The organism is Cohnella sp., from assembly GCF_041641335.1.
In the GTDB taxonomy this organism is placed as follows: domain Bacteria; phylum Bacillota; class Bacilli; order Paenibacillales; family Paenibacillaceae; genus Cohnella.
Genome location: NZ_JBEPYQ010000004.1, coordinates 70,178 through 92,360 on the forward strand (window position 1 = coordinate 70,178; position 22,183 = coordinate 92,360).

General features: G+C 58.8%; 17 protein-coding genes and 1 riboswitch. Of the genes, 10 read left to right on the top strand and 7 right to left on the bottom strand.

Features of this window, described 5'->3' with window-relative positions; genetic code table 11:
• The coding region (locus ACESLM_RS02260; RefSeq protein WP_483862595.1) for an RpnC/YadD family protein at nucleotides 1-469 on the top strand (469 nt) is incomplete at its 5' end.
• A 215-nt stretch (nucleotides 470-684) separates the two neighbouring features.
• Here the strand turns inward: ACESLM_RS02260 and ACESLM_RS02265 are convergent.
• Entirely contained in the window at nucleotides 685-2,226 is a 1,542-nt protein-coding gene (locus ACESLM_RS02265; RefSeq protein ID WP_372629608.1) for a VanW family protein, read from the bottom strand.
• Between the two features lie 329 nt (nucleotides 2,227-2,555).
• On the opposite strand from ACESLM_RS02265, the gene ftsE reads away from it, so the two are divergent.
• The 7 genes from ftsE (at nucleotide 2,556) to ACESLM_RS02300 (ending at nucleotide 9,493) form a co-directional block, all read left to right on the top strand.
• Entirely contained in the window at nucleotides 2,556-3,242 is a 687-nt protein-coding gene (gene ftsE, locus ACESLM_RS02270) for a cell division ATP-binding protein FtsE (RefSeq protein WP_372629610.1), read from the top strand.
• Nucleotides 3,232-4,149, top strand: a complete 918-nt coding sequence (gene ftsX / locus ACESLM_RS02275; RefSeq protein ID WP_372629612.1) for a permease-like cell division protein FtsX — start codon at nucleotides 3,232-3,234, stop codon at nucleotides 4,147-4,149. The genes ftsE and ftsX overlap by 11 nt, the downstream gene beginning before the upstream one ends.
• Before the next feature lie 44 nt (nucleotides 4,150-4,193).
• Nucleotides 4,194-5,363, top strand: coding sequence for a murein hydrolase activator EnvC family protein (locus tag ACESLM_RS02280; protein ID WP_372629614.1), 1,170 nt, complete (start codon nucleotides 4,194-4,196; stop codon nucleotides 5,361-5,363).
• Nucleotides 5,364-5,479: 116 nt separating this feature from the next.
• The gene (locus tag ACESLM_RS02285; RefSeq protein WP_372629616.1) at nucleotides 5,480-6,946 is read left to right on the top strand and encodes a S41 family peptidase; all 1,467 of its coding nucleotides are present in this window, start codon (nucleotides 5,480-5,482) and stop codon (nucleotides 6,944-6,946) included.
• A 149-nt stretch (nucleotides 6,947-7,095) separates the two neighbouring features.
• Nucleotides 7,096-8,523 (top strand): PDZ domain-containing protein, encoded by a 1,428-nt coding sequence (locus tag ACESLM_RS02290; RefSeq protein ID WP_372629617.1) that lies wholly within the window; start codon nucleotides 7,096-7,098, stop codon nucleotides 8,521-8,523.
• A gap of 79 nt (nucleotides 8,524-8,602) precedes the next feature.
• A riboswitch (guanidine-I (ykkC/yxkD leader) is annotated at nucleotides 8,603-8,711 on the top strand.
• A gap of 123 nt (nucleotides 8,712-8,834) precedes the next feature.
• Complete coding sequence (locus ACESLM_RS02295; protein ID WP_094047637.1) at nucleotides 8,835-9,173, top strand: DMT family transporter; 339 nt, start codon at nucleotides 8,835-8,837, stop codon at nucleotides 9,171-9,173.
• A complete protein-coding gene (locus ACESLM_RS02300; RefSeq protein WP_372629619.1) occupies nucleotides 9,173-9,493 on the top strand; it encodes a DMT family transporter in 321 nt (106 codons plus the stop codon). Before ACESLM_RS02295 ends, ACESLM_RS02300 begins: the two co-directional genes overlap by 1 nt.
• 15 nt (nucleotides 9,494-9,508) lie before the next feature.
• Here the strand turns inward: ACESLM_RS02300 and ACESLM_RS02305 are convergent, their stop codons facing one another.
• From ACESLM_RS02305 to ACESLM_RS02325, 5 genes are all read right to left on the bottom strand, one after another.
• Nucleotides 9,509-10,855 (bottom strand): alpha/beta hydrolase family protein, encoded by a 1,347-nt coding sequence (locus ACESLM_RS02305; protein WP_372629621.1) that lies wholly within the window; start codon nucleotides 10,853-10,855, stop codon nucleotides 9,509-9,511.
• Nucleotides 10,856-10,889: 34 nt separating this feature from the next.
• Entirely contained in the window at nucleotides 10,890-11,582 is a 693-nt protein-coding gene (locus tag ACESLM_RS02310) for an SdpI family protein (protein ID WP_372629623.1), read from the bottom strand.
• Entirely contained in the window at nucleotides 11,566-11,853 is a 288-nt protein-coding gene (locus ACESLM_RS02315; RefSeq protein ID WP_372629625.1) for an autorepressor SdpR family transcription factor, read from the bottom strand. Before ACESLM_RS02315 ends, ACESLM_RS02310 begins: the two co-directional genes overlap by 17 nt.
• A 259-nt stretch (nucleotides 11,854-12,112) precedes the next feature.
• Nucleotides 12,113-13,228, bottom strand: coding sequence for a TFIIB-type zinc ribbon-containing protein (locus ACESLM_RS02320; protein WP_372629627.1), 1,116 nt, complete (start codon nucleotides 13,226-13,228; stop codon nucleotides 12,113-12,115).
• Nucleotides 13,229-13,243: 15 nt separating this feature from the next.
• Nucleotides 13,244-14,299 carry an SPFH domain-containing protein gene (locus ACESLM_RS02325; protein ID WP_372629628.1) on the bottom strand — a complete coding sequence of 352 codons (1,056 nt, stop codon included), beginning with the start codon at nucleotides 14,297-14,299 and terminating at the stop codon, nucleotides 13,244-13,246.
• Between the two features lie 336 nt (nucleotides 14,300-14,635).
• Between ACESLM_RS02325 and uvrB the strand changes: the two genes are divergently transcribed.
• Nucleotides 14,636-16,636 (top strand): excinuclease ABC subunit UvrB, encoded by a 2,001-nt coding sequence (gene uvrB / locus ACESLM_RS02330; protein WP_372629630.1) that lies wholly within the window; start codon nucleotides 14,636-14,638, stop codon nucleotides 16,634-16,636.
• 157 nt (nucleotides 16,637-16,793) lie between these two features.
• The gene (gene uvrA, locus ACESLM_RS02335) at nucleotides 16,794-19,652 is read left to right on the top strand and encodes an excinuclease ABC subunit UvrA (protein ID WP_372629632.1); all 2,859 of its coding nucleotides are present in this window, start codon (nucleotides 16,794-16,796) and stop codon (nucleotides 19,650-19,652) included.
• Nucleotides 19,653-19,765: 113 nt separating this feature from the next.
• On the opposite strand, the gene ACESLM_RS02340 is transcribed toward uvrA, so the two are convergent.
• Entirely contained in the window at nucleotides 19,766-22,036 is a 2,271-nt protein-coding gene (locus ACESLM_RS02340) for a glycoside hydrolase family 3 C-terminal domain-containing protein (RefSeq protein ID WP_372629634.1), read from the bottom strand.
• Nucleotides 22,037-22,183: the final 147 nt, after the last annotated feature.

Here is a 22,183-nt window from a genome sequence, read left to right on the forward strand (position 1 = left end):
TATCGCTTCGGAGAACCCGGTGGCTGCTGCGCTCTTGGTCAAAATGGGATACAATGAGAAGGAGAAAAGAGAAATGCGTTCGGCTTATTTGCGAATGCTTTTACGGCTTAGTTACAAGCTGGACGATGCGAGAATAGCGCTGTTGATGTCGGTAGCCGATCTGTATTTCGAGCCCGACCAGGACGAAGACGAGAAGCTTCTGGACGAAATCTTGAAAGACTATCCGAAGGAAAGGGTGAAATTCATGGAACTGATGCCTGCATGGAAACGTTGGGGATACGAAGAGGGAATGGAAAAGGGTAAGGCAGAAGGCAAAGCGGAAGGATTGGAGAAGGGAATGGAAAAGGGGAAAGCCGAAGAACGGGCATCGATCATCCGTCGAATGCTCACCAAAGGATTTACTCCGGAACAAGTGGCGGATACCCTCGAAATTCCGTTAACCGAAGTGGAGCAACTCGGAAAGCACTAAACGTATGGGTTTATTCGGTCGTTTTCGAATTCCAAGCTCGAAATTATCGTGCGCTGCCGGATCATGCCAAATCGGTTGATCTCCACGCAAGGGACGCCGTCGTCATCGGACGGATAGATCCGACTTCGCCATTCTATACTCGCGTTGCCGATTACGTAAAAGCGATTCTCGCCTGACTCGAGAACCGCTTTTTTTAATGATATTACCCCGCCGAATCACACCGGCTCTACAATAATGCCGTCCTCGATGCCGTCGCCGGGAATCGGGGTCTCGTTCGGAGCCGGAGCGTCCGGAGTCGAACCCGATCCCGAACCCGAGCCGCCCGGAGCTTGGCCGGCGCCCGGAGGCAGCAGCCGAGGATCGTCCGGGTGCACCGCGATGAGAGTGTCCTGCGTGCGGTACGTATCCTTGGACAGCTTTTTGCGCTCCGCGAATTTGCCGTCCACCTGTTTCACCAGGAACGCCTCGACGACATAGCCGTTCTCGCCCTTCTGCAGCAGCGTCTGCTTGCCGAGCGCGACCGTCGGGTCGGCGACGTAGACCGTTTTCGGCGGGTTCACCTTCAATTGGGCGGTTTCCGTCTTGTAGATCACCTTTTCGTCCATCGTTCCGAACAGCTTGACCGTAACCGTCTTGTCGGCTACGACGGTGCGGATGAGCAGCTGCTTGCCGGTAGAGTTGCGGAACTTGAAGTTGACGTAGCCGTCCGCGAACGTAGCGTCGAGCCCGCGCGGCAAGTAGCTGACCGGCAGCGAGTGGTTGCGGCGTTCGACGATCTCGAGCCCGGCCAGCAGCGCGGCGTTGTACAGCGTGCTGGACACCTGGCAGATGCCGCCGCCGATGCCCGGCGTCAGCTTGCCCCTCAGAATGACTGGGGCTTCCATATAGCCGTATTCCTTCTCCGCTTTGGAGACGATTTTACCGTATTCGAACACTTCCCCGGGCTGCAGCAACGTGTCGTTAAGCGCCAGAGCCGCCGCGGTGACGTTGTGCGAGCGTCCTTCGCCGCTTGTGGCGAACGACGTCGTGAACTCGATGATTTTACGCTCGAGCCCATCCTCCTTCAGCTTGGCGACGGTAACCTCCGGTGGCGTCTCCATGATTCCGGCCGGGACCAGCCGCGGACCGTCCGCCTGTTCCGTCAACGAGGACGGCGCCAGCTTCCGGATCGCTTCGATCGCGGGTTCCAGCTCGATTCTCCGGCCCGGCTTCTCGGGCGTATAGACGACATTGTCCCGCTCGTCGATCGTTCGGCTCGCATCGGCCCCGTCTTCCCGAATCAGATCTCCCCAAACCTGCTTCGCGGCTTGCTCCAGCCGCTGCGAATTCCATGTCACATCGATGCCGTAGGCTGCTCCCCGTTCGCCGTACGCGCGCAGCTTGGCCCTTTCCCACCAAGAATAATCAAGATGGCGCTCGATCGCTTGGACCGCCGCGTCCGCCGTAATCCTTAAGCCGAGCTCCCCGAGAGTCACAGCCGGAACGCCCGCGCTTGCGCTTGCTCCCTCGGCGGCAACCGCTTTGATCGGGCCGCCGAGGCTGTTCGGATCAAGCGATACCTGCACGGCCTGCGCTTCGGAAATTCGCGTCCGAATCGTTTCCAAGGCCGCCTCCGGAGTTCGTCCTCCCAAGTCAAGCCCGCCCACGCTGAAGCCTTCCGGCAGCGTCTCGTCGCTTCCGTAGCTCATCGCGCTTCCGACGCCGGCCCCGATCAGCAAGAAAATCGCGATAAGAGCAATCAATCCTAACTTTTTCATCCTTCGGGCCTCCCCTTGCCATTGCTACCGTGGAATCGATGATTTCCCTTAACTACAGCGTCTGCGGGATCGACGGTTTCTACCCGCCGCAGCGCCGGGAATGACGATGCGCACGTCTGTAAAATGTTTCTAATCAGTTATACTTCGATTTCCCCGATTCGTTCTTGTCAAAAATTAAAAATTTCTAAACAAATAACGAAAGCCCAAGCGCGGCAAGGCCCGGAGCAGGAAACTTCGACAGATTTCCCGGGCAATTGATCGACAAAGAGAGGAAAATCGGGCATGATGTCGAAGTATCTAAAGTCTGAATCTTAACAGGAAGTGATACCGTGATCGAAATGCAGGACATCTGGAAGACCTATGCGGACGGCACGACGGCTCTTCAAAGCATCAACCTCGTGATCGACCGGAACGAATTCGTTTACATCGTGGGTCCGTCCGGCGCGGGTAAATCCACCTTCATGAAGCTGATCTACCGGGAGGAGTACCCGTCGAAGGGGCAGATCTCGGTCAACGGCTTTAATATAGGAAAGCTGAAGCATCGCAAAATTCCATACGTCAGGCGCAACATCGGGGTCATTTTCCAGGACTACAAGCTGCTGCCCAAGATGACGGCGTTCGAGAACGTGGCATTCGCGATGGAAGTCATCGAGACGCCGCGCCGGCTCATTCGCCGCCGTACGATGGAAGTGCTTGAGCTCGTCGGACTGAAGCATAAGGCGGGCAGCCTTCCGGCCCAGCTTTCCGGGGGAGAGCAGCAGAGAGTGGCGATCGCCCGGGCGATCGTGAACAATCCCGCCGTAATCGTAGCGGACGAGCCTACGGGCAACCTGGATCCCGAGACGTCCTGGGGCATTATGAACCTGCTGGAGGAGATCAATTTCCGCGGCACGACCATCGTCATGGCCACCCACAACAAAGAGATCGTGAACACGATGCGCAAGCGCGTTATCGCCATCGAGCGGGGAACCATCGTTCGCGATCAGGCGAGAGGGGAATACGGCTATGAGATTTAGCACGATTCTCCGCCATATTCGGGAGGGCTTCAAGAACGTCGGCCGCAACGGTTGGATGACTTTCGCTTCCATGAGCTCCATTGCCGTTTCCTTGTTCATTCTCGGCGTTTTCATGCTGCTGGCCATAAACGTCAGCAAGCTGGCGGACCAATTGGACAGTCAGGTTCAAATTAACGTTTATTTGCAGACCGATACGACCGAAGCGAAAGCGCAGGAGATCGAGAGGCTGCTCAAGCGCATTCCCGAGGTCAAGACCGTTACCTTCGTTAGCAAGGCGGAAGGCTTGGAGCGGTTCCGCGACAGCATGGGCGAGGAAGGGCGGGCCGCCCTCGACGGCTACGACGCGGAGAACAATCCGTTGCCGGATTCCTTTGAGATCGAAGCGTTCGATCCGCAGCAGATCTCTTATATCGCCAAGCAGATCGAAGCGATCAATCTGACCGATCCCGAGAAGTCGATCGAGCGGGTCAAATACGGCAAAGATACGATAGAAAAGCTGTTCAGCATCACGAACGCGGTCCGCAACATCGGGATCGTCATCGTGCTCGGCTTGACCGTGATGGCGATGTTCCTGATTTCGACGACGATCAAGATGACGATTATCGCCCGGCGCCGGGAAATCTCGATCATGAAGCTGGTCGGAGCGACGAACAGTTTTATCCGTTGGCCGTTTTTCATTGAAGGGGCGATCATCGGATTTTTCGGTTCGCTGCTGAGCGCGGCGATCCTGATGTTCGGCTATTCGCAGCTGGTCGAGTCGACCAGTGCGACCGTAGGCTTGTACATGATCCAGTTCGCGACGATGGACGAAGTCATGAGCAGCGTCGGCGGTTCGATCATCGGGCTGGGAACCGTGCTCGGGATATTCGGAAGTACGATCTCGGTTCGCAGATATTTAAGGGTATAAAACGATAATGGGAAAATGCTTACGCTTTACGGAGGAGGAGCCTTGTGAAGAAGAAGCTGTTGGTACTGATCGCGATGCTGTTGGTTGTCGGCCTGGTCGGCAGGCCCTATGAAGGACAAGCCCAGACGGAGCTGGAGAAGATCGAGCAAGATCTCAAGCAGCTTAAGAAGGATATGGACCGCGCGGCCAACAACCAGAAATATGCGGAGAAGACGGTTCAAGAGCTGACGGGCAAGCAGGAAGCGACGAAGGCGGACATCGAGAGCCTGCTGGCCAGAATCGAGACAGTACAGGTCAGATTGCAAAATACGCAAAAGAAAATCGTCGATGCGGAAGAAAAGCTGCTTCAGACAGGAGTCGAGCTGGAGAACGCGATCAAGCAGCGCGACAACCGCGACCAACTGATGGCTTCCCGGGTCAAGATGGCCTATACGGCGGGTCCGGTATCGTTTCTGGACGTGCTGCTGAGCTCGGCGAACTTCTCCGATTTCCTCGACCGGTTCGACGCGGTGGAAGCGATCGCCGCCCAAGACCGCAACATTCTCGACGAGAAGAAGAAGTACGCGGACGAGGTTGCCGCCTTGAAGCTCCAGAGCGAGCAGGAGCTCGAAGAAATCCGCAAGCTTTACGAGGAGATCGAGCAGCATAAGGCGTCCTTGGAGCAGGAAGAGAAGGACAAGGAAGTGCTGATCGCCAAGCTGGCGGTAGAGATCGAAGAGCTGGAAGAGATCAGCGAGGAATCGGCCAAGCAGCTTACCGAGCTCGCCAAGCAGGCTTCGGCGCTGGAAGCGAAGAAGAACCGCATTAAAACCTATTATACGGGCGGCAAGCTGGGCCTTCCTTTAAAGTCGGAGTACCGTCTGTCTTCCCCGTTCGGTTTTCGGATTCACCCCATTACGGGCGCCAAGAAGCTTCATGCCGGAATAGACATGGCCGCCCCTAAGGGAACGCCGATCTACGCCGCGGAGACGGGCGTCGTGATCGTGGCCCAGTCCTGGAGCGGGTACGGCAACTGCGTCATTATCGACCATGGCGGCGGCTTGTGGACGCTGTACGGGCACATGAGCGAAATTTTGGCCAAAAAAGGCGACACGGTCAAACGCGGAGAAAAAATCGGACTTGTCGGATCGACGGGACAATCGACAGGCAATCACCTGCACTTCGAAGTCCGCAAAAACTCCGAGCCGGTCGATCCGGCGCCTTATTTGAAGTAAACGGACAAGGGGCAGCCGATCGTCCGACGATTCGTCGGGAATCGGCTGTTTTGTTGTCTAAATGAACTAAGCTTGTCATAATCTAACCATAAGGCGAATTTCGGGGAGTGGGGTACGTGTGGTTCAGAGGTCGCACAGTCGCGGCGATGTTGGCGCTGACGGCAGTGGCCGCTTGCGTCGCGACCTATGCCGTCCTTGAATTTCCGGGGTGGAACTGGATGTCGAAGGGCGCGTTGGCAGGCGGCGGAGCCGGTCAGGAGCAAGAGGGCCTTCGTCAGGACGAAGTCGACAAGCTCAATAAGGCCATGTCGCTGATCGAGAAGCGCTATCTGCTTCCCGCCGACCGCAAGAAGCTTCTTGACGGAGCGGTGCAGGGCATGGTCGAATCGCTTAGCGACCCGTATTCGGTGTATAAGCCGGAAGACGAAGCCGAACCGTACATGGACGCCCTCCAAGGCGCGTTCACCGGCATCGGTGCCGAGTTGAGAATCGAGAACGGAACGGTCGTCGTCGAATCGCCGATCCGGGGATCTCCCGCGGAGAGAGCGGGACTGCAGCCGCGGGACGTGCTGCTGTCCATTAACGGGGAGAGCTTGTACGGCTTGACTCTGAGCGAGGCCGTCACCAAGATCAGAGGGCCGAAGGGAACGAAGGCGAAGCTGAAAGTGCAGCGGGCAGGCAGGTCTGAGCCGCTGGACCTGGAGCTTGTCCGCGATCGGATCGATCCGGAGACGGTAAGCTCGGAGATCGGGGCGGACGGCATCGGACATCTGTTCATCAACCAGTTCACGAACGAGACGTCGGCGCAAGTGGCCGAAGAGCTCGCGGCGATGGAGCGGCAAGGGCTGAAAGTGCTTGTGATCGACGTGCGGAATAACCCCGGAGGTTATCTCCAGTCGGTGGTCGAAGTCGCGGATCAGCTGTTGGAGAAAGGCAAACCGATCGTGCAGTCGGAGTACCGGGACGGGCATCGCAAAGTGGACGTCGCCGAGCACGGGGCCAAGAACGGCAAGCGGTATCCGATGATCGTGCTGATCAACAAAGGCAGCGCCAGCGCCTCGGAAATTTTGGCGGGAGCGCTCCAGCAGTCGGCCGGAGCGCTGCTGGTCGGCGATACGACTTACGGCAAAGGAACCGTCCAGGTGCATTTCAACGGCGAACTGGGCGACGACAGCCTGATCAAGCTGACGGTGTATAAGTGGCTGCTTCCGGACGGAACGTGGATTAACGAAAACGGGATCGAGCCCGACATCCAGGTTGCCCAGCCGGATTACTTCCTGGCGTGGAGGCTGCCGAGAGACCGGGTGCTCAAGCCGGATTCGACCGGCGGGGACGTCGAGAATCTGCAGACGATTTTGTCGGGCGTAGGTTATCCGGCCGATCGTTCGGACGGCTACTACAGCCAGAAAACGAGAGAGGCCGTCGAACGTTTTCAGAAGGACGAATCGCTGCTGCTGACGGGAGAGGTCGATGCGGAGACAGCTCAGCGGCTGGAGGAGAAGCTGTACGCGGCCCTTCAAGACCGCGCGAACGATGCCCAGTGGCAGAGGGCGCTCGCCGAAGCCGCCAAGCTGCTGGAATGATCGAATAACCATAAAACGGCATGCTCCGAGAGCAGGGAGAGAGAAGGATTTTCCCGCCCGCCGTCGAATACCAATTAGGAGGTTGACTCTAGGTCAACTTCCTTTTTCATGATGGGGCGTGTTTAGTCGTAAGAAAGAGGAGAGTCGCGATGGATGATCTTCTGAAGGTGCTTGAGGAAGCGGGACAAGCCGCGATCGGCCTGTTCGCTTTCCCTTATTTCTATATTGCGATTGCGCTCGTATGGTGGCATGCCCGTCATACGGTTACGCTGCAGCGCAGGCTGTATCACGTTCGTCTCTACGGGGCGCCGCGGTTGACGTTTGCGAGAACGGCGGCGGGGCTGGCGGCCGGATTGGCGTTATCCTTGGTCGGAATGGGAGCCGGCGCCGCGCTGAACGGCGAGACGCTGATGTTCGTCTGGATCGGGATGGGCGTGCTGGCGCTGTTTCAGCTGCGGTACGTATGTCTGGCGTACGCCGCGGGCGCGATCGGCTTGCTTCAATACGCGGCGGAATGGACGGGCTTCGGAGTCGCCGAGGGTCCGGCCGCCGAAGCGTTGCGCATGCTCCTCGCGATCGACGTTCCCGCGCTGCTCTTCATAGCCGGGTTTCTCCATATCGCGGAAGGCCTCCTCGTTCGGCTGCAGAGAAAGACGCTTACGATCCCTCTGTTCCTCCAGGGAAAAAGAGGCAAGCCGACGGGCGCTTACGCCATCGCCGGAGTATGGCCGATTCCGCTGCTATGGCTCGTTCCTTCGTCGGACGGCGGGTTCGCTCTGCCTTGGGCGCCTCTGTTCGGCGGCGACGTGGCCGCCTGGAGCTTCCTCGCTTTCCCGGTACTGATCGGCTTCAGCGACCGGACGGCGGCTTACTGGCCGGAACGCAAGGCGAAATTTTCGGGTAATCTGATCATGCTCTACGGGGCGATGATCGCCGGCTTGGCCGTCTGCGTCATCTACTGGCCCTCGGTTGTCGTGATTGCATCGGCGGCGGCATTTCTGCTGCATGAAGGCCTGCTCTGGATCGGCCGAAGCAGGGAGAGAGGCAAGGAGCCTTTGTATTCCCAAGACGGCACGGGCGTAAAGGTGCTGGCCGTGCTCCCCGGTACGCCGGCGGCGGAGCTCGGGCTGCAAGCGGGGGAAGTGATCAAGAAGGTCAACGGGGCCGTCGTGCGCAACAAAGAGGAGCTCCATGCCGCATTGCAGCTTCAATCCGCTTATTGCAAGCTGGAAGTCGTCAATCGGGAGGGCCATGTCAAGTATCTGCAACGGGCGCGTTACCAAGGCGAGCATTACCAGTTAGGGCTTATTCCGGCGCCGGACGACGACGTCGAGTTCGTGGCTTCGCCGCGTTCCGCGTCGATCTGGCAGGGGCTGAGGGAGGCGGGGGCGCGCCGGCTTCGCAATTCTCCGACGATGAGGCATCAGGAGGCCCGCCGCGAAGCGGAGCTGGCCGCCGCGGAACAGGCCGCGGCCGCGCAAGCCGCTGCGGAGGCGTTGGCGCTGGCCGAGAGGAAGAAGGCTGAGGAAGAGGCCGGCCTGCCGCCTCGTGCTTCTCATGCCCGCTTGAAATCTTGACAACCGCCTAAAGGTTAGTGCGTGATCAAAACTGGACTTTTTGAACAACCTCGTTTAGTATTTTGTTAGTGATCATCAGGAATAGGGTCCCTAGGGTTCCACGGCGAGTCGAGCGCCGGTTCGGTCCGAGAGGGAGCGCATCCGCCCTTAGGGGAGGATGGACACGGAGGGATAAAAGCCCGGGAGTATCGATGACGACCCGCGACGCCAGCTTGGCTCGCGACGGTCCTGCGATGCTCCGGGCTTTTTTGTCGTTCGGCAAGGAGCTCGGGCGAAGGCAGGGCACACTACATTCGGAGGTGCATGGAATCATGAATCGTTCTTGGTTGCTGCTGCTTGCGGCGGGGGTATGCGAAGTCGGCTGGGTGGCCGGCTTGAAGCATGCGTCGAATGCGGGGGAGTGGGCGCTGACCGCGTTCGGGATCGTCCTTAGCTTCGCGGGACTGCTGCGGGCGACGAGGGACTTGCCCGTCGGGACGGCTTACGCGGTGTTTACGGGGCTCGGCGCGGCGGGTACGGTGCTGGCCGAATCGTTATTTTTCGGGGCCGAGTGGAATGCGGTCAAATTGCTTCTGGTAGCGGTGCTGATCGTCGGCATCGGCGGCTTGAAGATGACGACGGACGTCAAGCCGAAGGAGGCGAGCGCGTAATGGCATGGTTTGCGCTTGTTCTGGCGGGAATGTTCGAAGTCGTGGGCGTGCTGGCGATGAACCGGCTAAAACAGAAAAAAGACAAGCTGAGCGTACTCCTGCTTGTCTTGGGATTTATCGTCAGCTTCGCTCTGTTGTCCGTAGCGATGAAAACGATCTCGATGGGCACCGCCTACGCGGTGTGGACCGCGATCGGAACGGTCGGCGGGACTCTTGTCGGCATGCTTCTGTACGGAGAGTCCCGCCAGCCGCGGAGAATCTTTTTCCTGGCGCTGGTAGTCGCCGCGGTCGTCGGACTTAAGGCTCTCGGGAACGAATAGCCTCTTCCCCCGTCTCTAGCGTTTGTTGATCCAGTCGGCGATATCCTGGATGACTTGCGATTCCACTTTGCCGTCCGCACTTTTGGCGAAGAAATGGTTAAGTCCCGGATACAGCTTGAAGGATGCTTTATCGTTGTTCTTCAACGTTTCTTTCCACTGTACGTAATCTTTATCCGCGTATACTTGAACGTCGGCTTCGCCTTGCAGCACGAGCACCGGTTTGGTCAGCCTGGCGGCGATTTGATCGGCTCCGCGGCTGTCCATTTCCTTGAAGTAGTAGGCCGGAATGCCGAACAAGGTTTGCGCCTTCGCTTCGTCGTCGGTCAGGCCGGCAAGGCTTTTCGCTTTCTCGACTTCCGCGGCGACGAGCGCTTCGCTGGCCGTCTTGGCCGGGTTGCCTTCCTCCATCGTGGCGATAATCGCCGCGTTCTGATCCGCAATGATTTCCCATAGCGTACGGGGGGAACCGGCAAGAAGGGCGAGTCCGGCAAAGTCTCCTCCGTCGGCGTCGATGCGCGGAGCGAGCATGCCGCCCAGACTGTGGCCGACGATGTAGACGTTCGATGCGTCTATCCGTTCGTCCGCCTTCAGCAGCTTCGCCGCCGCGATCGCATCGTCGACCGTTTCGTCTTTGACGGTGAACGACGCCAGCATGTCGGGAGTGAAGCTTTGACCATGGGCGTAGGTTCTCTTGTCATAGCGCAGGACGGCGATGCCTTGCTCGGCGAGTCCCCATGCGAGATCGCGGAACGGCTTGGCCAGGCCTACCGTTTCGTCCCGGTCGTTCGGACCGGAGCCGTGTACGAGAATGACGGCCGGGAGCGGACCGGAGGCGTTCTTAGGCAGCGTCAGCGTTCCCGGAAGCGGGTATTTCGTGCCTGCCCCGACAACGATTTCTTCTTCGATCAGGCTGTCAGGGGCGGGCGGCTGCTTGGCTGTGAAGATGGAAGCCGTCGAGGTGTCTTCGTGAACGGCCGTGCGCAATCCCAGAGCGCGTTCGAAGAAGGAGAGCGGGACGAACATGCGGTTCGACTTGACGGCCGCATCGGCTCCGAACGCGACGTTGGCTGCGCCACCGATAAGGGCCTGGTTGCTGCCGGGCTTCACGGTTGCCGTTCCGGCAGGGCCGGAGATCGAGGCTTCCTTGGAAGCGGGAAGATATTCAACCTTGAGGCCGAGCGCTTGCGCGGTCTGGCGCAGAGGGAGCATGACGTCTTTGCCGCTCTTGTACGGCTGGGCGTCGGAGAATTGAACCGTCTGTCCGTCGACGTTCAGCTTAAACGTTGCCGCGGCGGATGCCGATAGCGGAATCGCGGATAAGAGCAGGGCGGACGCGGTTGCGATCAGGGCGATCTTTTTCATGGTATACCTCCGTAAGATGGATTGGGGCGTGCGGTTAAGCTTCGGATTTTTTTCTGTAGATCAGATAAGAATAGACGGCGGGCACCAGAGCGCTTAACAGAGCGCTGGAGAGCAGAACGCCGACCGCCCAGCCGGTGGGAATCAGCCAGGACGACAGAAACATCAGGATGCCTCCCATAACCCAAAGACGGCCGGCCAGGCGATGGGTCAAGCGCCAGTTACGCTCGTCCATCAGCGCCCAAGGCGTGCGGATGCCGATAAAAAAGTTGCTGCGAATTTGCCCCATCCGGTTGCCGACGACCATCCACAGCAGTCCCATTCCGCTGAGCACCAGATTAAGCATCGGCAGTTTGTGGCCGACGTTGTCCAGGATCACGAGAAGCAGCGCCGAATGGAGAAAAAGGCTGATCGCCCAGCGCATCAGATAGTAATAATCCTGGAAGCGAGCATAGTTGTTTTTACGCGGATCGACGTAGCGCATGACGGACAGGAGCGCCGGCAGCGCGACCGTGAGCGCGGCGTTCATGAGCCAGAAGCTCCACTTGGCCATCGTGCGGTCGGCTTCTCCGTTGATGTTGTAGTGGGAAGCGACGATGTCGGGAAGCCGGTGGTTGAAAGCCAGGAACAGCGCTATGAAGATCGCGGCGTTCGTCGCGAGCAGAAGCCAGTCTTTTTTCGACCAGACGCCCGTCGTTTTTTCGTTGTTGTTGTCAGCGTGATTCGTCATGGGGATTCTCTCCTTTGGTTCCGATCATGCCGAGAAACCAGCTCATGGCTTCTTGCATCACGGACATATTGATGGAGTAGATGATGCTTTGGCCGTGTCTTTCGTCTTGAACGAGCTGAGCTTGCTTCAGAATGTTCAAGTGATGAGAGATGCTCGGCTTCGAAATGTCGAAATGATCGGCGATGTCGCCTGCGGACAGGTCTTGATCCTTCAACAGTTGCAGTATTTTTCGCCTTGTCGGATCCGACAGCGCCTTGAAGGCGTCGTTCATGGAGCTGATCCCTCCTTCCATGAAGGGGTGAGTATTTGATTTGATATTTAGGTAAATATCTAAATCTTATATTTAGATGATAAGCTAAATATTAAAATGAGTCAATACCCTCTAGCGTCCTCCATCTCAAAAGTCGTCTGCCTGAGTGAAGTGCAGATAGGGGAGGGAGGAGGAATTGGGGGGAACAAAAAAACGCGAAACTCGGCGGTTGAACCGAATTGCGCGTTTAACGGGCGATTGCCCGGGGACGGTAGACGGATTAGGACGAAGCGAATAGTTCCGGGTGGCTGGCGATGAACCAGACGACGGCGCCGGCGATGCCCAGGCAGAACAGCGTGAACAGAGTGATTTTGAAGGCGCTGCGGGGGACGCGGCCGGAGACGGTGCCGGTCTGGCCGTTGACCATATAATAGTATGTCTTCGATTTGTAGACGTAGTTGGCATTCCACACTGGAAGCAGCAGATGCTTGTAGGTGACGTTGTTGTAGGTGGTCCGAATGCGCAGGTTGCGAATTTCGTCGCCGCCGATCACGTTCCGGATCTCCGCTCGGATCGTTCCGTCGGCCACGTTTTGCGCCTTCTCCCAGCCTTCCTCGCGTGTGACGGAATAGCGTTCCGAGATATGACCGCTCAGGTACTCCGGCTTGTAGCCGTGAAGCTCGCCCAGGCGAAAATCTCCCAGCTTCTTCAGCAAATCCGCGTCGTAGTGTCCGGAGGCCGGAATCAGAATGTCGTCGAAGCTTCTGCCGTAATCGCCGCGGGCAGGGTGCCAGACGGTATATCTCTCGGTGGCGGTGTACGTTTCCGTTTTGCCGTTCACGACCCTGGTCTTAGTCACCGTGCGGTAGTGATAGATGCCGACTTCCGCCGAATAGACGGAATACGTATTCGTGTCATAAGTCCAGTAGGGGATGTAGATCCCGTTCAACTGGGAGTCGACATCCGCTTTCTTGAAGTCGCCGGGCATGAAAAAACGTTTCTTCTTCCATCTTGCGAACGATTGGAGCGCTTCGTCCCGCGACACCCGGAACGGGATGACGGATTCCGGCCGGATGCTGCGAACGTTGTCTTGGCTCAGCACTTTGGGGGAGCCGCAGAAGACGCAGGTGGACGTCGTCTGTCCCGCCGGGATCAGCGTTTCTCCGCCGCACGCTTCGCAGCGGATCGCCTGCTGCTGCGTTCCCCAGTCCTGCAGGAGATCCAGGTCCTCGGCCCGACCGTGAAAAGGATGCTCCACCGGCTCGTCGAGCACCTTGTCGATCTGCCGCTCCGCGCCGCAATATTGGCATTTCAGGTTTTGGCTTTCCGCGTCGAAGACCATCGGTCCCGCGCAGCTCGCGCACGGAAAACGAATCGCGGTCGTAGCGTTGCTCATCGGGTACGCCTCCGGCTAAATTTTACTTCCGCATTCGGAACAGAATTTCGCGCTCTCGTTCAGCCGGCTGCCGCATTCGGAGCAAAATTTCTTTCCGCCCGCCGTTTGGCCCTGATCTTGCGCCGCCGAGCCCTGACCCGCAGCTCCCGGCGCGGAACCCTGTCCCGCAGAGGCCGCCGTCCCGGGAGCCGAGCCCGGCTGCTGCTGGCTGTTCATCTGCTGGAACATCTGTCCCATCATCTGTCCCATGGCCATGCCCGCGCCCAGCTCCGCGCCGGTTCCCGCCGCGCTTCCGCCCGGCTTGTTGGCGGCTTCGCGAAGAGCCTCGGCCGTCTGATACTTCATATATTGATCCAGGTTGCCGGCGATGTTCATCGACGATTTGCGGTCGATCATCTGCTCCACTTCCGGCGGCAGCGACAGGTTCTCGATCGTCACGTTCGTCAGCGCGAGGCCGATCGCCGCGAAATTCGGCTGCAGCTTCTCCGCCGCCATCCGCCCGAGCTCGTCGTAGGAGCTGGCCAGATCGAGCACCGGAATTCGCGCTTCGCCGACCAGGTCGCTGATGCCGGATACGACCGCGGCCTTCAGGAAACCGGTGATGCCCGCCGTCGTGAACTCCTTCTTCGTGCCGAATATATCCCGCAGAAACACGACCGGGTCCTGAACGCGGAAGGAGTAGTTGCCGAATCCGCGCATGCGGATCATGCCGAACTCGGGATCGCGCATAATGACCGGGTTCGTGGTGCCCCATTTCTGATCGGTAAACGTCGTCATATTAAGGAAGATGACGTCCGATTTGAACGGAGAGTTGAAGGCGTGTTTCCACGAGTTGAGCGCCGTGAGCACCGGCAGGTTTTGCGTGCTTAACGTATAGGTTCCGGGGCCGAACACGTCGGCGATCTGTCCTTCGTTGACGAAGATCGCGGCCTGGGACTCGCGGACGATGAGCTTGGCGCCCATCTTGATCGCGTTGTCGTAGGCGGGGAAGCGATAGACGAGAATCCCCCGATCGTCGAGCCACTCGATTACTTCGATAAATTGTCCTCTGATGAAATCAAACAATCCCATGCGCCACTCTCCAGTCTGCCGCCGACGGCGGACGGCGAATTGTTAACGATGCGAATCGTTAGCGTCCATAAACGAAGCTCCGCCTGCCTCGGAAGAGAGACGCGAACCGTTTATGCGTATGCCCCTATCGTATCATAAAAAGGCGAACGTCTGCCGCATATTCGTCAAAATCCGCGCCCTGCGGCGGGCCTTCGGACCCTTTTGACGGTGCGCGGGCAAACCGATATAATGGATGGGAACACACATTCTGATGACGGAAAATGACGATCCGAACAGTCTGGCGAATCGGGATGCCCGATCGGGCAAGGCTGCGGATGCGAAAGGGGCAGAGAGCAGATGGCAGAAACGGAATTGCTGAACAAACCGTTTAAGCTGGTATCCGAATACGCGCCTTCCGGCGACCAGCCGGGAGCGATCGGCCAGCTGGCGGAGGGCATACTGGCCGGGAAGAGGCACCAGACGCTGCTCGGGGCGACGGGGACGGGGAAGACGTATACGATCGCCCAGACGATCGCTCAGGTGAACCGTCCGACGCTCGTCATCGCGCACAACAAGACGCTGGCGATGCAGCTGTGCAGCGAGTTCAAGGAATTTTTTCCGGAGAACGCGGTGGAATACTTCGTCAGTTACTATGATTACTATCAGCCCGAGGCGTATATTCCGTCCACCGATACGTATATCGAGAAGGACTCCAGCATCAACGACGAGATCGATAAAATGCGGCACTCCTCCACGGCGGCGCTGTTCGAGAGAAGAGACGTCATTATCGTGGCCAGCGTGTCCTGCATCTACGGCCTCGGTTCCCCGGAGGAGTACCGGGATCTTCGGCTCAGCCTGCGGGTGGGCATGGAGAAGTCGCGCAACGCGATTTTGCACAAGCTGATCGACATCCAGTATACGCGCAACGATCTCAACTTCGTTCGGGGCACGTTCCGCGTGCGCGGCGACGTCATCGAGATTTTTCCCGTTTCCAGAGGCGATTCGGCGATTCGCGTCGAGATGTTCGGCGACGAGATCGAGCGGATTACGGAGATCGACGTGCTGACGGGCGAGATTACGGCCGAGCGGGAGCACGTCGTTATTTTCCCGGGATCCCACTTCGTAACCGGCGAGGAGAAAATGAAGCGCGCGCTGGTGAACATCGAACGGGAGCTGGAGGAACGGCTGGCCGAGTTGAGGGAGCAAGGTAAGCTGCTTGAGGCGCAGCGGCTTGAACAACGCACGCGCTACGATCTGGAGATGATGGCCGAGATGGGCTTCTGCTCCGGCATCGAGAACTACTCCGGACCAATGACGTTCCGCGAACGCGGAGCGACTCCGTATACGCTGATGGACTTCTTCCCGGACGACTTCGTCGTCGTCATCGACGAATCGCACGTGACGCTGCCGCAGGTTCGGGCGATGTACAACGGAGACCAGGCCCGGAAATCGGTGCTCGTCGACCACGGTTTCCGTCTCCCGTCAGCCAAGGACAACCGGCCTCTCCGATTCGAGGAATTCGAACAGAAGGCGAAGCAGCTCGTCTATGTCTCCGCGACGCCGGGTCCTTACGAGCTGGAGCATTGCCCGACCGTCGTCGAGCAGATCATCCGACCGACCGGTCTCATCGACCCCATTATCGAGGTGCGCCCGACGAAGGGACAGATCGACGACCTGCTCGGCGAGATCCGCGACCGGATCGCGAAGGACGAGCGCGTGCTCGTGACAACGCTGACCAAGAAAATGTCCGAGGACTTGACCGATTATATGAAGGAAGTCGGCATCAAGGTCAGCTATTTGCACTCCGACGTCAAGACGCTGGAGCGGATGGCGATTTTGCGCGATTTGCGTCTGGGTACGTACGACGTCGTCGTCGGCATCAACTTGCTTCGGGAAGGCCTCGATTTGCCGGAGGTCAGCCTGGTCGCGATTCTGGACGCCGACAAGGAAGGCTTCCTGCGTTCGGAGCGCTCGCTCATCCAGACGATCGGACGCGCGGCGCGGAACGCGGAAGGCCGGGTGATCATGTACGGCGACAAGATCACCGATTCGATGGAGCGGGCGATCGGCGAGACCGAACGCCGCCGCAAGATTCAGCTCGCCTACAACGAGCAGCACGGCATTACTCCGCAGACGGTCGTCAAGAAGGTGCGCGATCTCATCGAAGCGACGAAAGCGGTGGAGTCGAAGCGTTCGTACCTGACGGGCGCCGAAGATCTGCGCAAGCTGTCGAAGAAGGATCGCGCTTCCGTCATCGAACGCCTGGAGTTCGAGATGAAGGAAGCCGCGAAGAGCTTGCAGTTCGAACGCGCCGCGGAGCTTCGCGACGCTTTGCTCGAGCTGAAGGCGACCATGTAGTTGACGTTGCTTCTGCAATTTCCTTACAAATCTATTTGCAAGGCCGCCCTCAGTCCGGTATAATGTACGGGAACGTACATTCCTATTCGGAGTGCGACTGCGGACGGCCAAGCTGGAAGAGCAGCCCCCGCCTTGTCGCGAAAGGGGCTTTTTCGTTTTGGCTAACGAGAAGATCGTCATCAAGGGCGCGCGCGCCCATAACTTGAAGAATATCGACGTAACGATTCCGCGCGACAAGTTCGTCGTGCTGACCGGGCTGTCCGGCTCGGGCAAGTCCTCGCTCGCCTTCGACACGATCTACGCCGAAGGGCAGCGCAGATACGTCGAGTCTTTGTCCGCCTATGCCCGACAGTTTCTCGGACAGATGGACAAACCCGACGTAGATTCCATCGACGGTCTGTCTCCGGCGATCTCCATCGACCAGAAGACGACGAGCCGCAACCCCCGTTCGACCGTAGGCACGGTCACGGAGATTTACGATTATTTGCGTCTGATGTACGCCAGAGTCGGCAAGCCTCACTGTCCGGACCACGGCATCGAGATTACGTCCCAGACGGTCGAGCAGATGGTCGACCGCATTATGGAATATCCCGAGCGCACGCGCCTGCAGATTCTCGCGCCTATCGTATCGGGCCGCAAGGGCGAGCACACGAAGCTGCTGGCCGACGTTCAGAAGCAGGGGTTCGTGCGCGTTCGCGTGAACGGCGAAATCCGCGACCTCTCCGAGAAGATCGAGCTGGAGAAGAACAAGAAGCATTCGATCGAAGTCGTCGTCGACCGGATCGTCGTCAAGGACGACGTGCAGACGCGGCTTGCGGATTCGCTGGAGATGGCGCTGAAGCTGTCCGGCGGGCAAGTGCTCGTGGACATCATCGACAAGGAAGAGCTGATGTTCAACTCCAATCTCGCTTGCCCCGAGTGCGGCTTCTCGATGGATGAGCTGGCGCCGCGCATGTTCTCCTTCAACTCGCCGTTCGGTGCGTGTCCGGAGTGCGACGGCCTCGGCGTCAAGATGATCGTCGATCCCGATCTGCTCGTTCCCGACCGTTCCAAGAGCATCGAGGACGGCGCTTTCGAGGCGTGGGCGGGCAGCACCTCCAATTACTACCCGCAATTTCTGAGCGCGGTGTGCGCGCACTACGGCATTCCCACCGACGTGCCGGTCGAGCAGCTGCAAGACAAGCACATGCAGATCATTCTGTACGGAACGGGCGGGGAGCGCATTCGCTTCCGCTACGAGAACGAGTTCGGCCATACGCGCGACGCGCAGGTGCCGTTCGAAGGCGTCGTCCACAATCTGGAGCGCAGATACCGGGAGACCGGCTCGGAAGGCATTCGCGAGTTCATCGAGGTGTACATGTCCGCCAAGCCTTGCGGCAAGTGCCGCGGACAGCGCTTGAAGAAGGAAGTGCTCGCCGTTACGGTGGGCGCCCAGAATATCGCGCACGTCACCTCGTTGTCGATCGGCGATGCGCAGCGTTTCTTCTCCGGCCTCGAGCTGACCGAGAAGGAGCTGTCGATCGCCAACCTGATCCTTAAGGAGATTAACAACCGGCTTGGCTTCCTGGTCAACGTCGGTCTCGAATATTTGACGCTCTCTCGCGCGGCCGGCACGCTGTCCGGCGGCGAAGCGCAGCGGATCCGGCTTGCGACGCAGATCGGCTCCAGCCTGATGGGCGTGCTGTACATTCTGGACGAACCGAGCATCGGCCTGCATCAGCGGGACAACGACCGGCTCATCCAGACGCTGAACCATATGCGCGACCTAGGCAATACGCTGATCGTCGTCGAGCATGACGAAGACACGATGATGGCCGCCGACTGGATCATCGACATCGGACCCGGAGCGGGCAAGCACGGGGGACAGGTCATCGCCGAAGGCACGCCGTCGGAAGTGATGGAGAATGAGAGCTCGCTGACCGGCGCTTACTTGAGCGGCCGCAAGTTCATCCCCGTTCCTCTGAACCGCCGCAAGCCGAACGGCAAATGGGTGGAAATCAAGGGCGCGAAGGAGAACAACTTGAAGAACTTGAACGCCAAGTTCCCGCTCGGCGTGTTCACGGCGGTGACCGGCGTATCCGGCTCGGGCAAGTCGACGCTTGTCAACGAGATTCTGTACAAGACGCTGGCTCGCGACTTGAACAAGGCGAAGACGCGTCCTGGTCAATACAAGGAATTCCTCGGACTGGAGCATCTGGACAAGGTCATCGACATCGACCAGTCTCCGATCGGACGGACGCCGCGCTCCAATCCGGCGACGTACACCGGCGTATTCGACGACATCCGCGACGTGTTCGCGATGACGAACGAAGCCAAGGTGAGAGGCTACAAGAAAGGCCGGTTCAGCTTTAACGTCAAGGGCGGTCGCTGCGAAGCGTGCAAGGGCGACGGCATTATCAAGATCGAGATGCACTTCCTGCCGGACGTCTACGTGCCTTGCGAAATCTGCAAAGGCAAGCGATATAACCGCGAGACGCTGGAAGTGAAGTACAAGGGCAAGAACATCGCCGAAGTGTTGGAGATGACGATCGAGGACGCCACGGAGTTTTTCGTCAATCTTCCGCGAATCCACCGCAAGCTGCAGACGCTGATGGACGTCGGCCTCGGCTACATGGATCTCGGCCAGCCGGCGACGACGCTGTCGGGCGGTGAAGCGCAGCGCGTTAAGCTTGCGGCCGAGCTGTACCGCCGCAGCACGGGCAAGACGCTGTACATTCTCGACGAACCGACGACCGGTCTTCACGTCGACGATATCGACCGGCTGCTGCAGGTGCTGCACCGCCTCGTCGATTCCGGAGAGAGCGTGCTCGTCATCGAGCACAATCTCGATGTCATCAAGACGGCGGATTATCTCGTCGATCTCGGACCCGAAGGGGGCAGCGGAGGCGGCACGATTATCGCCACCGGAACGCCGGAGGATGTGGCCAAGGTCGAGAAGTCGTACACGGGCAGATACCTCGGCCCGGTACTGGAACGGGATCGCGCCCGCACGGAAGCGGCCATGTCGAAGGCTTGAGCGAACGTCGGCGTACGGAGCATAAGCGCATAAAGAGAGCAGGCCGAGGGCCTGCTCTTTCTGATGGCGAGCGGGTTCATCCCGCAGCATCGCCGTTTCGCCGGTGCGCGGACCTACTTGTTCAGCTCCGCAAGCATATGATCCAGCATTTCGTCGGTCAAGGCGCCCTGGCTGAACGAGACGAGCGCTCGCAGCGGCATATATCGCATCATCGCTGCCACCATCTCGGAGCCGTCTTCCTGAAGCATGCCGAGGGTGTCGTTGGCCGCGCTCATTTTTATCATCCATTCGCCGACCAGCTCCGCCCGCTTAGGATCGCTCATCAGATCGCCGATTGTCGAATTGCGGGTCGCCTTGATGCGCACCGTTACGGACGACTCTACGCGAACCGTTTCCCGCAGAACGATATCGGCGGACGAACGGCCGACCAGAATGCGGAAGTCTCCGCTTTCCACGTGCCAATCCTTCAGCTCCGTATTGTAGTAGGCGAAGGCGCGCTTACCGAGAACGAAGCTGACCGTTTTTTCTTCTCCCGGCTGCAGCTCTACCTTCTCGAAGCCTTTCAGCTCCTTGTCCGGACGAATGACGCTGCTCTGCACGTCGTTGACGTACAGTTGAACGATCTCTTTGCCGGCGAGGCTTCCCGTATTTTTTACTTTGACGCGGACGGTCAGCGACTCCTGATCGCTAAGCGTTTTTTTATCGACCGTAAGGTCCGTATATTCGAACGTCGTATAGCTGAGCCCGAATCCGAACGGGAACAGGGGGGGCAGCTCCTTCTTATCGTAGTAACGATAGCCGACGAACAGCCCTTCCCTGTATTCGACCCGGTCGCCTTCTCCGGGGAAGTTCAAATAGGAGGGATTGCCGCTTAACCGGACCGGGAACGTCTCCGCGAGCTTGCCGCAAGGGGTGGCGTCCCCGAACAGAAGGTCGGCGATCGCGCCGCCCAGCGCCTGCCCGCCCAAATACGCTTCGAGCACGGCTTTGGCTTGGCCCAGCCATGGCATCTCGACCGGCGATCCGTTGCTCAACACGACGACGAGACGGCTCTGTGCCTTGGCGACTTCGTCGATCAGCTTCAGATGGTTGTCCGGGATCGACAGATGGGTCCGGTCGTACGCCTCCGATTCGTAACGGTCCGGCAAGCCGACGAACAGGATCGCGACGTCGGACCGCGCGGCCGTCTCCACCGCTTCCCGAAGCAGCGCGCCATCGATATCGTCGGTATCCGGCGAATAGCCCTTCGCATAAGAAACCGAGGCTGCGTCCCCGGCGGATCGGCGGATTTCCTCCAGAATGCTGTCCAGCTTCGTCGGGTTGACGTGGGAGCTCCCACCTCCCTGGTATCTCGGTTGCTCGGCGAACGCGCCGATGACCGCAATGCTTCCTTCTTTTTTCAACGGCAGGATGCCGTCTTCGTTTTTGAGCAGCACCATGCTTTCCCGCGCCACTTCCCGAGCCAGCCGGTGGTGAGCCTCCCGGTCGTACGAGGCGTCCTTCTTCCGGTTTTCGACCGCCCTGAAGATGACGTTCAGGATTCGTTCCACCGCTTGATTCAGAGCTTCCTCCGACAGTTCCCCCCGTTTGACGGCCTCGACGATTTTGCGGTCCCCGATTCCGTGGCTCGAAGGCATTTCCAGCTCTAGGCCTGCGGCCAGCCCTGCAACCCGTTCGTTTACCGCGCCCCAGTCGGAGACGACGAAGCCTTCGTGTCCCCATTCGTTCTTCAAAATATCGGTCAGCAGGTACCCGTTCTCCGAAGCGAATGCGCCGTTCACCTGGTTGTAAGCGGACATGACCGTCCAGGGCTGAGCCTGCTTGACCGCTCCTTCGAAGCTCGCCAGGTAGATTTCTCTCAGCGTCCGCTCGTCCACGACCGCGTCGATCGTCATTCTGCGGTGCTCCTGGTTGTTGACGGCGAAATGCTTCAACGAAGTGCCGACGCCTTGGCTCTGCACGCCTTTGATATGACCCGTCGCCATCTCCGAAGAAAGGTACGGATCCTCGGAAAAGTACTCGAAGTTTCTCCCGCACAAGGGTGAACGCTTGATATTCGCTCCGGGGCCGAGCAGCACGGCGACCTCTTCGGCCTGGCATTCTTCTCCGAGCGCAACGCCCACCTTCTCGATCAGCGCGCGGTCCCAGGAGCAGGCCAAGCCTGCCGCGGACGGGAAGCAAGTGGCGGGCACACTGTCGAACAGGCCGACGTGGTCGCTTCCTTCCTTCTGCTTGCGCAATCCGTGGGGACCGTCCGTGACCATGACCGACGGAATGCCGAGCCGCTCCACCGCTTTGGTCCGCCAGAAGTCCAGACCGGAGCAAAGCCCGGCCTTCTCCTCCAGCGTCATCTGCGAGATCAGGGACGCAACGTCTCTTGCCATTTTTATCTCCTCCTTGTTAATCGGTTGGGTAATCGCTTTCATGCGTCTTCCAGCTCATTGTAACGATTTCTTTGACGATTATATGGTATGTATTCTATATTAATTGTACAAAAATAATTACAGGCTTATAGGAATTGGAGGGGGCCG